The sequence below is a fragment of the Streptomyces sp. NBC_00820 genome, from assembly GCF_036347055.1.
Lineage (GTDB): Bacteria > Actinomycetota > Actinomycetes > Streptomycetales > Streptomycetaceae > Streptomyces.
Window position 1 is genome coordinate 7,433,329 of sequence record NZ_CP108882.1, and the last position, 12,447, is coordinate 7,445,775.

The window sequence follows — 12,447 nt, forward strand, 5'->3', positions numbered from 1 at the left end:
CGGTGTGCCCGGAGAGCCCGGTGCGGGCCGGCCGCCGTGCCGTCAGTAGGGTTCCCGGATGACCGAACACGCCGGGAACCCCTTCCTGTACGTCGTCGTCTGCGCGGCCGGGATCGCCGACGGCGTCGGCACCCTGATCACGGCCGCCCAGGAGCGGAACTGGGAGGTCGGCGTCATCGCCACCCCGGTCGCGATGGGCGGCTTCTTCGACACCGCCGCCGTCGAGGCGCGCACCGGCCGCCCGATCCGGTCCGCCTGGCGCTCGCCGGCGGACCCGCGCCCGTTCCCGCCGCCGGACGCCGTGGTCGTGGCGCCCGCCACCTTCAACACGCTCAACAAGTGGGCGGCCGGGACCGCCGACACGCTCGCCCTCGCCACCCTGTGCGAGGCGCCCGGCCTGGGCGTGCCGGTCGCGGCGCTGCCCTGTGTGAGCGGCGCGCTGGCCGCCCACCCCGCCTACCAGGACAGTCTGACCCGGCTGCGCGGCATGGGCGTCCGCATCGGCGACCCGTACCCGGGCCCGCCCCGGGAGGACGGCGCCCGCCCCCGGTTCCCCTGGGAGCGGGCCCTCGATCTCCTGGAACGGCCCTGACGGCAGGCCGCGTCAGCCCAGGCGCTGGGTCAGCGCCTTGACGAGGTCGGTCCTGGACACCTGCAGGGCGGGCTTCCCGTCCTTGCCGGGAGCCGGCTTCGCGTACCAGGGCAGTCCGAGTCGGCGCCACTTCGCCGCCGGAAGCGCGGAGAGGGACGGCAGGGGGCAGCGCCAGGGCCCGAGGTGGAGGTGTCCGCTCCACAGACCTGCGGCCAGGTCGGTGACGGGGACACGCACGGTGAAGCGTCCGTCCTTGTCCGGCGCGGTGAGCGGCCGGTACGTACGGGTGGCGCCCTTGTCGTTGGACAGGGTGATCCCGAGCTCGGCCGCGGGGTACTCGGCCAGGGTGCAGCGCGCGGTGAACTCCAGCTCGGTGGGCGCGTCGGCGGCCCAGCGGACCTTCTTGCCGAAGCTCAGCCCGGACGCCACCCGGTGCTTCTTCTCACCGAGGTCGAGCGTGAAGTTGCCGTACGGCTTGGTGGCGTAGAGGGTGACGGCGCGCAGGCCCTTGCCGGTGGTGAGCACCTGCGTCTCGGGCTCGCCGGAGACGTCGGCGGCGCGCTTGCTGCCGATCCGGACCTCCTTGGACAGGCCCTGGGCGCCGACGGCGAGGGAGATGTCCCAGAGTCCGTCGCCGAGCGGCTTTCCGCCGGCCGCCGTGGTGATGTCGACGACGGCCTCGAAACCGGCGAGGTCGTAGGCGAACCGCCCGTCGTCCTCCGTGGCTCCGAGTCCGGGCGTGGCGGTGTGCGTGACCGGCAGGCGGTACTCGGTCTTGCTGTCGCGCTCGCGCAGGACGAGTTCGGTGCCGACGTCCTCGGTCTCCACCCGGTGGAGGTAGGCGTGGCCGGCCAAGTGCAGCTCGGTGCCGAGGAGTTCGGCCCGGGTGACCTGGTGGCGCAGGCCGAGCTGATCGGTGACGTCGTAGCAGGAGTCGGGGATCGCGAGGGACTCGTCGCGCAGGTAGGGGTAACGGGCGTACGCGCGGCCCCCGTCGACGAGGAGGGGGGTGGCCGCCTTGGTCCGGGCCAGTTCCCTCTCGAACTCGATGAGGCCCAGCACCTCGTCGAGCAGGCGGTGGCGCACCAGGTGCAGCCGGAGCCGCGCCATGGCCGAGAGCTGCTCGGGCAGTTCCTCGTGCCAGAGCGGTTCGATGACCTCGGCGAGCCGGTCGAGCGTCTTCTCCTGGGTCTCGCGGCCCTCGTAGGAGAGGTGGTTGAGGATGTGCTGCATCTCCACCGTGAGGTGACGGTGGGCCAGGTGGTCGCGGCCGGGGCCGGGCGGCACGTTGTCCAGGATCAGGTCGACCATGCGCGGCAGGAACCGCAGCCGGCGCTCCGAACCCTTCAGCCGCTGGGTGATGTTGCCCTCGTCCTCGCGCCGCACCCAGTACAGGCAGTCGTAGTCGGCGACCACGGAGATGCCGGACGCGTTCAGGTAGGCCGCGCCGACGAAGAGCTGGTCCTCGCCGATGGCCAGGTCCGTCGGGAAGCGCAGCTGCAGACGCTCCAGCAGGTCCCGGCGGAACAGCTTCATCGGGTTGAGCGTCCAGTACACGCGGGAGGCGAAGACGTCCGTGCGCGGCTGGTTGCGCTTGAACATCGACTTGGGCGCCCCGCGCCCGCCGACGCCCACCATCTTGCCCAGGACGACGTCGGTGCCGTTCTCCTCGGCCATCCGCACCATGCGTTCCAGGGCCTCGGGGCCGAGGTGGTCGTCGGAGTCCAGGAAGAAGACGAACTCCCCGGTGGCGTGGTCGAGTCCGGCGTTGCGAGGCGCGGACGGACCACCGGAGTTGGCCTGGTGGAAGACGCGCAGCAGCTTCGGGTGGAGGGCGGCCAGGCGCTCAAGCTCGGCCGGCGTGCCGTCGGTGGAACCGTCGTTGACGACGATGACCTCGAGGCGGTCCTGGCCGATGGTCTGCTCTGCGACGGAGGCGATGCAATTCGTCAAATAGGGCATCGCATTGTACGCGGCGATAATCACGGACACAGTGGGGCCAGGCATGATCATGCGCTCCAAATACCGGACGACCCCGATCCATGGAGTGTTCGGATATCTCTCATGGAGGCTTCACGCGCCTGGGGCAAGCCTTCAAATTTTTGTGAACATATCATGTGCCACCTGTGTGTGGGAGTGGTCCCGTGAGGTGAAGAGCGCTGGTCATCCGGCTTCCCGGACATATCCCGCGCTGCCCGGCCGGGAGACCTTCACGTCACGGCGGACGATGCTCAGGCGGGCGCCCCAGCGGGCGAGAGCCTTGCGCAGTCCGCCGGCGGTGTACTCGATGTCCACCACGCGGTCGTCGAAGGCCTTGGCGTAGACCTCGCACTCGTCGTACTGCCCGCACTCCTCGGCCACCGCGAAGTCCAGCCCCGTCCGCCCCCGTTGCCCGGCCAGTTCCGCGGTGTTCTTCTGGGCGACGGCCAGGTGCCGGGCGTGCGCGTGGCGGGAGAGCAGACGCATGAACGCGGTCGCGTCGGCGGCGGTGAGCAGGCCGTGGGAGCGGGTGTAGCTGTCGTAGTTGTCGGGCTCGACGGCGTCGAAGCCCTTGTCCGCGCAGCCGTCGGTCCATCCCCCGACCCGCCGGGCCACCCGCTCGCGCTTGGCCGGGGTGCGGAGGTCGAGCAGGGCCTCGTCCCAGTCCTCGTCGACGACGACCCGGCCGCGGGAGTCGCGCAGCAGCAGGTCGGCGGCCCAGGAGGAGCGTTCCTGGGGCTGGGCCTGGAAGGCGTTGACGTAGCAGATGTTGTAGAGGCCGGGCGCGGGGGAGTCGGACCGGTCGCGGCTGACGATCCGCACCCCGGAAGGCGGGGGGTAACTGCCGCCGATCTGGTAGTCGAAGCCGGCGTGCCTCGGGGGCAGGCGCACCGAGACCGGCTTCGGTGACGTGGTCCGCCCGGTACCGCCGGACTCGCAGCCGCTCAGCGTGGCCGCCGCGAGGGCGAGGCCGAGCAGTGCGGCGCCGGCGGTCGTCCCGGGACCTCCGACGCGGGGAACACCCTTGTGGGGCACGTCCGCTCCATCGATCGCGGGTACGGCCCCGCCTCGGACCGGCGCGGGGCCGTCCTGGCGACTGGGGCCGGGCTGGGGCCGTCTCCGTGACGGCCCGTCACCGGCTGGGCGCACCTCTGTGTGTCCAGCCGTACGGCGCGACACCTGCGTGGAATCCAATCGGGAGCTCGTCGTCGCCGTCAAGTCCGCGCCGGAGTGCCCCGTAGGCTCCCCGTGACAACCGACCGTCCCGAAGGCGGGAGCAGCAACTATGCAGTACGTGAAGCTCGGTTCGACGGGCCTGGACGTCTCGCGGATCTGTCTGGGCTGCATGACCTACGGCCTGCCCGACCGCGGCGTCCACGAGTGGACGCTCGACGAGGAGGCGTCCCGGCCGCTCATCCGGCAGGCGCTGGACGCGGGCATCAACTTCTTCGACACCGCCAACGTGTACTCCGACGGCACCAGCGAGGAGATCGTCGGCAGGGCCCTGCGCGATTTCGCCGACCGCGACGAGATCGTGCTCGCCACCAAGGTGAACGGCCGGATGCGCCCCGGCCCCAACGGCGGCGGTCTGTCCCGCAAGGCCGTCATGACCGAGATCGACCACAGCCTGCGCCGGCTCGGCACCGACTACGTCGACCTCTACCAGATCCACCGTTACGACCACGCCACTCCCGTCGAGGAGACGATGGAGGCGCTGCACGACCTGGTGAAGGCCGGCAAGGTGCGCTACATCGGGGCGAGTTCGATGTACGCCTGGGAGTTCTCCAAGGCGCAGTACGCGGCGGAGCTGAACGGCTGGACCAAGTTCGTCTCCATGCAGAACCACTACAACCTGCTCTACCGCGAGGAGGAGCGGGAGATGCTGCCGCTCTGCGCGGACCAGGGGGTGGGCGTGCTGCCGTGGAGCCCGCTGGCCCGCGGCCGGCTCACCCGCGACTGGGGCACCGTCACCGGGCGCAGCTCCCGCGACGACTTCGGCAGCCGCCTGTACCAGGAGGGCGACCGCTCGATCGTCGAGGCCGTCACCCGGATCGCGGACGACCGGGGTGTCACGCGCGCCCAGGTCGCCCTTGCCTGGTTGCTGCACCAGGACACCGTGGCCGCGCCGATCGTCGGCGCGGCCACGTCCCGCCACATCGAGGACGCGGTGGCCGCGGTGGAGCTGGAGCTGAGCGACAAGGAGATCGAGGAGCTGCAGCGGCCGTACACCCCGCGCGCCGTCAGCGGCCACTGATGCCCGCCTGAGGTTCGCCTGCTCACGTCCGGTCGGTGCGGTGCGGTGCGCCGCGGTGTGTCGAGGTGTGCCGCGGTGTTTCGCGCTGCGCACATGCACCGCTCCGACCGGCGGTAATACGCGGCCAAAGCCTTTCTCGACGATACGTCAATAAGGGATTCCCCATATCCAATGTTTAAGGGTGGGAGATCTCTTGTTCCGTCGCGCCGGCCTGTGCGAAAGTGTGCGCTGTCGGCGCACGGGAAATCACATTTCCATAGCTCGCGCCAGGTCACTCCCGTACGCCCCCGCGCTCCAAAAGAGCTGCCTCGGGCGGACGTCCGAGATGCCACGTCCCACTCCATACCGGTTGGTATGGACTAATTCCGTGTCGCGTCTGGAGGAATGCAGTCGTGAATGACGCAGGCCCGTCGAATTCCCCCGCTTCCGGCAGCCCGTTCGACGCCTCCGACCAGGAGCTGAGCGCCGCGCTGAAGAAGTGGACGGGAACGACTCCCGCGCTCCATCAGGTCGGGGAACTCCTGGACCGGCACTGGGAAGCGGCCTTCGCCTACGCCCGGCTGTGCACCGACGGACCGCGCGCCGCCGGCATCCTCACCACCGCCGCGTTCACCCGCCTCTTCGGGGAGTCCATCAGACAGGCGGGCCCCTCGGCCGCCTGGCGCCCCCACCTCCTGGTCACCGTCCGCCGCGTCGCCGCCGAGTGGGACGGCGAAGGCGGCGACGGCCGCCGCGAACTCCTGCACCCCGCGCTGCGGACCGCCCCCGGCAGCGCCGAGCGCGCGTCGGCCCGGCTGCTTCCGCCGCCCGGCCGGAGGCTGCTGTCCCGTGCCTTCCAGTGCCTGCCCCAGTCCTCCCGCGCCGTGCTCTGGCACGTCGAGGCCGAGGTCGACCCCCTCTCCGTCCCCGCCGCGCTGCTGGGCCTGGAGGAGGAGGACATCCGGATCGAACTCCGCCGCGCCCGCGAGCGGTTGCGCGAGGAGTGCCTCCAGACCCACCGCGAACTCGCACCCGACACCGAGTGCCGGCGCTATCTGCGGATGCTGGACGTCACCTTCCGGCGCGGCGCCCTCGACATCGACCCGGACCTGCGGCAGCACCTGTCCGGCTGCCGGCACTGCCGCTCGACCGCCGACCAACTGGCCCAGTTCCACAACGGGCTCGGCCTCGCCCTCGCCGAAGCCGTCCTCGGCTGGGGCGCCCAGGCGTACCGGGAGTCCCGGGCGGCGCGGGCCGACGACACCGCGGGCGGGGAACGCGCGGCGGAGGGAGCCCTGTACGGGGACATCCCGGGCGCCGGTACCTTCCGGCCCGCCGCCGCGCCCGCCGAGCGGGCCGGAGGTGCCACTATCCCGCAGGCGCCTCCGGCAGCGCCCTACTGGGCGGAAGCGGCCTTCCCCGGGGCCGAAGCTGCCCCACCCGCCGCCCACGTCCGGCCCGCCTCCACGGCCCGCGCCGGCTCCGTCGGACCCGCCCGCTCACCCCGCTCCACCCACCGCGCCGTGCGGCGGGCCCGGCGCCGTAACCTCGGGCTGGCGGTCGCCACCGTCAGCGGTCTCGTCGCCCTGCCCCTGGTCCTGTGGTCGGCGTTCGGCTCCGACGAGCAGTCACCCGCGCCCGGCGCCACGTCCGCCACCGCGACGGGCGCGGAGTCCGTGGCACCGGGCCCGTCCTGGGCCGGGACGCGCGGCACCGCGCAGGGCGCCCTGCACGGCCGGCTGCGCAATCTCGCCTCGGGGCTGTGTGCCGGGGTGGCCGGGAACAAGGCCGTCCAGGGCGCGGAGACCGAACTGTCGCGCTGCTCATCGGCGCCGGGCCAGCAGTGGACGTACGAGACCGACGGGCTGCTGCGCAACACCTCCGCGCCCGGCCTCTGCCTGGACTCCCACCTCGGCTACTCGGTCCGGCTCGCCCCCTGTTCGGCCACCGGGAAGGCCGCCAGGAACATCCGGTACGACTTCACGCTCCAGGGCGCCCTCGTGCCCCGCTGGGACCAGGACCTCACCCTCACCCCGGCCGCCACGGACGGGTCCGGCGCGCTGGTCCTCAAGAACCGCTCGGGCACCTCCGCCGAACGCTGGACCGTCGACACCGCCAAGCCCGAGCTCCAGATGGAGAACGTCAACTGGGACACGGTCACCACCCCTGCCCCGCCCCGTTCCTCGCCGACGCCTCCCGCCCCCAGGACCTCCGCGGGCACGTCACCCGCCGCCACCCCCACCCCGGCCGGCTCCGGCGGCACGCCGTCGGGCGACCCCACCACCGACGTCTGCTCCGCCCACCCGGACTACTGCGACCGGGGCGAGGGCGGATACGACGGCGGAGGCTACGGCGGGGGTTACGGAGACGGGGGTTACGGAGACGGGGGTTACGACGGCGGAGGTTACGGCGGCGGGGGCCACGGCGGAGGCCGCCACCGCTGAGCGCCCACGCCCGGGGCCACGCCCGCGTCCGGCCACGGCACGGGCGCTGGGCCTCAGGCGCCGGTCCCGGAGCTGAACACGGTCAGGAACACGGAGGACGAGTTCCCCGAGACGGGGACCGTTCCGGCCGTCCACGCCACCTTCAGGTGGTCGCGCTCGTCCGGCGGGGTGATCAGCAGCGAGGCCGGCCTGGCCGTCTTCGCGTCGCTGATCTCCGGGTTGGAGAAGGTCAGCCCCGCCCAGGCGCTCTGTCCGGGCCGCAGTGTGACCGTCACCGGCGTGGCGGAGGAGCGCCTGGGGTCGGGGCCGAGCTGACCGCCGGAGGCGTTGACGAAGGCCGCGCCGGGATAGCCGCGCAGGGTGCAGACGCGGGCGGACTTGTTGGTGAGCACGATCGGGAAGTTCTCCTGCCCGGCGCCCGGGTTGTTGCCGCCCACCGAGGCGCGCAGCTCGGAGGTGTGACACCGGGTGCTCGTGCCGCCGGGCCTGGTGCCGGAGCCGTCGCCGCCGCCCGGGGAGGCGGACGGCCGGGCGCCGGAGGACGACGCCGCCGCACCGGTCGGGGTGGCGGCGGGGGTCTTGGCGGCCGTGGAGCCGCCCCGGGTGGCCTCGGTCGCGGGAGCCGCCGTGCCGGTCGCCGTCTTCGCCGGCTCGACGCGGACGTCCTGTCCGTCGCCGCAGGCGGTCAGGAGGCCCAGTACGGCGACCGTGCCCGCGAGCAGGGCCGCGCGCCGCTGGGGCCGGGATGAGTTCGCCATGTCGCTCAACACTCCTGGATGTTCGCGGTACGCGGCTGCCCGCGTACCTCCGGCGCCGGGTGCGCCGTCACCACATTCCGATGCGCGTGCCGCCGGAAAAGTTCGGAACGTACGGGATTCTTTTTCCCCGTCCCGGCCGCCGGCCCACGCTCCGGCCTTCAGGTGACCCGGAGTGAGCGCAGGACGGCGTCGTCGGCGGAACCGTCGTCACCCTGCCGGCGCACTTGGACGTACACCTGCGGCTCGGTGCCGCCGTGTGCGGGGTGGAGGACGGATTCGGTGATCGAGCCGCCGTCCGGGCAGCCGGTCCAGGTGCGGACGGTGCCGCGCCAGTCGGGGCTCGTGAAGGTGTGGCTCGCCGTGGAGCGGCAGCCGGGGTGGGCGAGGGCGGCGACCCGGGCGGCCGCGTCGCCGTGCGCCCCGGACCCGACGAACACGCCGTCGACCGCGGCCCGCAGATCGGACCAGGCCGCCAGGTCGTCGGCGACCACCAGCCCCGGCTCGTGCCCCCTCGGCAGTCCGAGCGTCCGCGGGTCCCAGCCGGAGGCGCGCAGCTCGCGGGCCCAGCCCGCGGGCACCTCGACGCTCACCCGGCCGGTCGCGTCCGTCACCCGGACCGGGCCCGCGTGCGCGGGCCGGTGGAGCACCAGCATCACGGCCCCGGCGGTCACCGCGGCGACCACCCCGGCGGCCACGGCCAGGGTCGTGCCGCCGATCCGGCCCCGGACCACGTCGAGCCGCCGCGGGCGCCGGCCGCCGGGGTCCGCGGCCAGCCGGTCCAGCTCGTCCGCGAACGCCCGCGCGCTCGGCCAGCGCCGCTCCCGGTCCGGCTCCAGGGCGCGCAGCAGTGCCCGCTCCGCGTCCTCGCCGAGGTCCGGCCGCAGCCTCCTGGGCGGTACGGCCTTCCCCGGCGCCCCCGGCACCCTCCCGGTGACCAGCTCGTACCCGACCGCGCCCAGGCTGTAGACGTCCGCGCGGGCGTCGATGCCCGACCCGGGTTCGGCCTGCTCGGGTGGCTGATAGCCCGCCGAACCCGCGGCGAGGGTCAGAGCCGAGGCCTGAGCGAGGCTCTTGGCCAGCCCCAGGTCGGCCAGCAGCACCCGCCGCCCGCCGTCCGGCGCGGTGTGCAGCAGCACGTTGGTCGGCTTGATGTCGCGGTGCACGATGCCCGCCTCGTGCAGCGCCGCGGCGCTCCGCGCGGCCTGCGCCGTCAGCTCCAGCGCCTGCGGGACGGGCAGCGCGGCGCCGGCGGGCAGATCGGCGAGGGTGCCGCCGTCGGCGTACTCCATCACGAAGTACGGCCTTCCGTCGGGGAGTTCGCCGATGTCGTAGACCTGCACCACCCGGCTGGAGCCGGCCCGGCGCAGCAGCCTGGCCTCGGCCAGGAACCGGTCCCGGACGTCGAGCCGGTGGGCCCAGTTCTCGGCGAGTACCTTCACCGCCACCGGGGCCTGCAGCTCGTCGTCGTGGGCGAGCCACACCGTCGCGAAGGCTCCCGCGCCCAGACGCCGTTGGGGGCGGTAGCGGCCGATCCGCTCCAGGGAGTGCATACGACTATCATGCCTGCCCTGAGATCGACTCCGAGGGAGACCTGAGGTGCAGGACGAGGCGACGGCCGAGGACCTCGCCCGGCGGGCCGCCGCGGGTGACCGGGCGGCACTGGACCGGCTGCTGGCCGAGCTGCGGCCGGAGGTGCTGCGCCGCTGCGGGCGCTTCCTGCCGTGCTGGGAGGACGCCGAGGAGGCAGCGCAGGACGCGCTGCTCCAGGTGGCCCGGCACATCTCCTCCTTCGAGGGCCGCAGCCGCTTCAGCACCTGGCTGTACACGGTCGTCGCCAACTGCTGCCGCCAGAAGTACCGCGAGCTGAAGAGGCGGGCCGCCGAGCAGCCCGCGGCCATCGAGCCCGCCGCACACGTCGACCCGCGCACCACCAGCGTCATCGCCGGCTCCCGCGTCGACCTGCTGGAGGCGTTGGACCGGCTGGAGCGCGAGCACCCGCACCTGGTGGCGCCGCTGGTCTACCGGGACATCTGCCAGTTGGAGTACGCCGAGGTCGCCGAGCGCGTCGGCATCCCGCTCGGCACGCTCAAGTCACGTCTGCACGAGGCCCGCAGACAGGTGCGGCCCTGGCTGCGCGGCTACTGACCCGCCGCCGGCCATCCCGTCGACGACGGCCCGTCCTCCGGCCGCCCCGTCGCCCGCCCGTCCGTCGCCCGCTGGTCCGTCGCCCGCCCGCCCGCGGCCGGCTGATCCCGCGTCGCCGGTTCCTCCTGCGCCGACGACAGTTCCGCCCAGATCGTCTTGCCGTCCGCGGTGTGCCTGCTGCCCCAGCACCGGGTCAGCTGGGCGACCAGCAGCAGCCCCCGGCCGCCCTCGTCGAAGATCCTGGCCCGCCTGAGGTGCGGGGCGGTGTGGCTGCTGTCGGACACCTCGCAGATCAGCGTGCCCCCGTCGTGGATCAGCCGGAGCCGGATCGGGCGGGAGCCGCGCGTGAGCGACGACCCCGCGGCCGCCGGGCCGGCCTTCCGGGCGGGTCCTCCGGGGCGGGAGTGGACGGCGGGTCCGTTCTGGCGGTCCGTCACGGTTGTTCCGGTCGGGCACCGTTGTGATCCGCGCGGGGCCGTGCGCGCTCCCGGCCGGGGCTGTGGCCCGGGCCGGGAGCGGGGGACGCCGTCGGCCTCCCCCGGGCCCCGCTGCCGGGCCGGTCCGTCAGGTGCGGTAGCCGAGGACGGTCATCATGCCGCCCTCCGAGTGGTACTGGTTGTGGCAGTGCAGCATCCACAGGCCGGGGTTGTCGGCGTCGAAGTCGACCACCAGCTTGCGGTGGGGGAGGACGATCGCGGTGTCCTTGCGCGCCCCGGCGGAGTCCAGGCCGGCGAGTGCGTAGGTGTGGCCGTGCAGGTGCAGCGGGTGCCACATGTCGGTGGCGTTGACGAGGGTGAGCCGCACCCGCTCACCGGCGCGGATGGGGTGGCGCTGACGGACGTCGTACCCCTTGTGGTCGAAGCCCCAGTCGTAGCTCTGCATGGTGCCGGTGACCCTGATGCGCAGTTCACGGTCGGGGTGGCGGTCGGGGAGCGCCACGGAGGGGTGCGGTTCGAGGCGGCGCGCGGGCACGAGCTTCCCGTCCAGTTCGTCCGGGCGCACGTTGGCAGGCGGAACGGTTCTTCCCTTGTCGGTGCGCATCACCGCGAGGGCCTGCCCCGTCTTGCCCTCGGCGAGTGCCACGAAGGGGAAGACGCCGTCCTTGGCGGTGACGAGGACGTCGTACCGCTCGGCCATGCCGATGAGCAGGGCGTCGGTCTGTTTCTGCACCACGGGGTAGCCGTCGGTGTGCGTGACCGTCATGCTGTGGCCGCCGAGCGCGACACGGAAGGCCGTGTCGGAGCCGGCGTTGATGATGCGGATCCGGACGCGGTCGCCGGGGCGGCACCGGAACATCGTGGGATGGCTGGGGGTGCGGCCGTTGGCGAGGTAGAGCGGGTAGGCGACGCTGCCCGCCTCCGAGTGCAGCAGGCGGCTGCGGGAGTTGTGCAGCCGGCGGTCCGGGCCGGTCGCCTTCTTGGTGTGCGACGCGTGCGGTCCCGCCGTGCCGCCGGGGCCGGGACGGCCGCCTCCGGGGCCCATGCCCATGCCCATGCCCATACCGCCGGCCATGCCCGGCTTGAGCTGGTCGAGCACCTTGTCGGGGGTGGAGCTGTCCACGCCGTCCAGCCAGTCGTCCAGGACGATGATCCATTCCTTGTCGTACGCGAGCCGCTCCTTGGGGTCGTCGACGATGAGCGGTGCGTACAGGCCGCGGTCGGGCTGCATCCCGACGTGGGAGTGGATCAGGTAGGTGCCCGGATGCGGGACCGTGAAGCGGTAATTGAAGTCGGCCCCGGACGCGATCTCCGACTGGGTCAGCCCCGGCACGCCGTCCATGTCGCAGCGCAGGCGAATGCCGTGGGAGTGGAGCGTGGTGGTGGCCGGCAGCCGGTTGGCGAGGGTCAGGCTGAGGACGTCACCTGAGGTCACGCGCACCAGCGGCCCGGGGAGCGAGTCCTGGTAGGCCCAGGTCCGCACCTGCCGCCCGCCCAGGTCCAGCGTGCTCACACCCGCGGTGAGCTTCAGCATGCGGACCTGCCCGGAGCCGCGTCTGCGCTCGGCCGCACGGACCTCCGGACCCGACGGCTCCACGTATCCCTTGGGCCCTGGGGGAACAAAGTCCCCCTCGACGACCGCCGCGTGCTGCGGGCCGGAACGTGAGTGGGAGCCGGGTTCGGTGCAGGCAGCCAGGAGTCCCGCGCCGGCGGCAGCGATCGGGGCTCGGAGCAGGGTACGCCGCGAAGGTGTGTGCATAAAGAAATAAGACACGTTTTGTGCTGATATCTGATGGATCTACGGCGGCGCGTCTGGTGATGGCGGGTCCGGGAGGCCGGAAGAAGGAGGTGCGGGGCG

At 73.1% G+C, this 12,447-nt stretch carries 9 protein-coding genes and 1 pseudogene; 4 read left to right on the plus strand and 6 right to left on the minus strand.

The genetic code is table 11. The annotated features are described in order from the left end of the window. Window positions 1-58: 58 nt before the first annotated feature. Window positions 59-592: a flavoprotein gene (locus OIB37_RS33170; protein WP_330461296.1), complete on the plus strand. Its 534-nt coding sequence runs from the start codon at window positions 59-61 to the stop codon at window positions 590-592. A gap of 12 nt (window positions 593-604) precedes the next feature. Here the strand turns inward: OIB37_RS33170 and OIB37_RS33175 are convergent, their stop codons facing one another. Then, window positions 605-2,605, minus strand: a complete 2,001-nt coding sequence (locus OIB37_RS33175) for a glycosyltransferase family 2 protein (RefSeq protein WP_330461297.1) — start codon at window positions 2,603-2,605, stop codon at window positions 605-607. A gap of 150 nt (window positions 2,606-2,755) precedes the next feature. Next, complete coding sequence (locus OIB37_RS33180; RefSeq protein ID WP_443058234.1) at window positions 2,756-3,607, minus strand: endo alpha-1,4 polygalactosaminidase; 852 nt, start codon at window positions 3,605-3,607, stop codon at window positions 2,756-2,758. Window positions 3,608-3,857: 250 nt separating this feature from the next. Here OIB37_RS33180 and OIB37_RS33185 point away from each other — a divergent pair, with 250 nt between their 5' ends. Together OIB37_RS33185 and OIB37_RS33190 are read left to right on the plus strand one after the other, a co-directional pair. Beyond that, on the plus strand, window positions 3,858-4,826 hold the full coding sequence (locus OIB37_RS33185; RefSeq protein ID WP_330461298.1) for an aldo/keto reductase: 969 nt from the start codon (window positions 3,858-3,860) through the stop codon (window positions 4,824-4,826). Between the two features lie 392 nt (window positions 4,827-5,218). Further along, window positions 5,219-7,249, plus strand: a complete 2,031-nt coding sequence (locus OIB37_RS33190) for an RICIN domain-containing protein (RefSeq protein ID WP_330461299.1) — start codon at window positions 5,219-5,221, stop codon at window positions 7,247-7,249. Between the two features lie 53 nt (window positions 7,250-7,302). On the opposite strand, the gene OIB37_RS33195 is transcribed toward OIB37_RS33190, so the two are convergent. Together OIB37_RS33195 and OIB37_RS33200 are read right to left on the minus strand one after the other, a co-directional pair. Then, window positions 7,303-8,007, minus strand: coding sequence for a DUF4232 domain-containing protein (locus OIB37_RS33195; protein WP_330461300.1), 705 nt, complete (start codon window positions 8,005-8,007; stop codon window positions 7,303-7,305). A 158-nt stretch (window positions 8,008-8,165) separates the two neighbouring features. Continuing rightward, window positions 8,166-9,557 carry a serine/threonine-protein kinase gene (locus tag OIB37_RS33200; RefSeq protein ID WP_330461301.1) on the minus strand — a complete coding sequence of 464 codons (1,392 nt, stop codon included), beginning with the start codon at window positions 9,555-9,557 and terminating at the stop codon, window positions 8,166-8,168. A 46-nt stretch (window positions 9,558-9,603) separates the two neighbouring features. On the opposite strand from OIB37_RS33200, the gene OIB37_RS33205 reads away from it, so the two are divergent. Continuing rightward, a complete protein-coding gene (locus OIB37_RS33205) occupies window positions 9,604-10,152 on the plus strand; it encodes an RNA polymerase sigma factor (RefSeq protein WP_330461302.1) in 549 nt (182 codons plus the stop codon). Here the strand turns inward: OIB37_RS33205 and OIB37_RS33210 are convergent. Both OIB37_RS33210 and OIB37_RS33215 read right to left on the minus strand, forming a co-directional pair. Beyond that, window positions 10,146-10,493, minus strand: a pseudogene (locus tag OIB37_RS33210) (ATP-binding protein); the annotation flags it as partial. The gene OIB37_RS33205 and the pseudogene OIB37_RS33210 overlap by 7 nt on opposite strands. Window positions 10,494-10,716: 223 nt before the next feature. Further along, window positions 10,717-12,348 (minus strand): multicopper oxidase family protein, encoded by a 1,632-nt coding sequence (locus OIB37_RS33215; protein WP_330461303.1) that lies wholly within the window; start codon window positions 12,346-12,348, stop codon window positions 10,717-10,719. Window positions 12,349-12,447 lie beyond the last annotated feature (99 nt).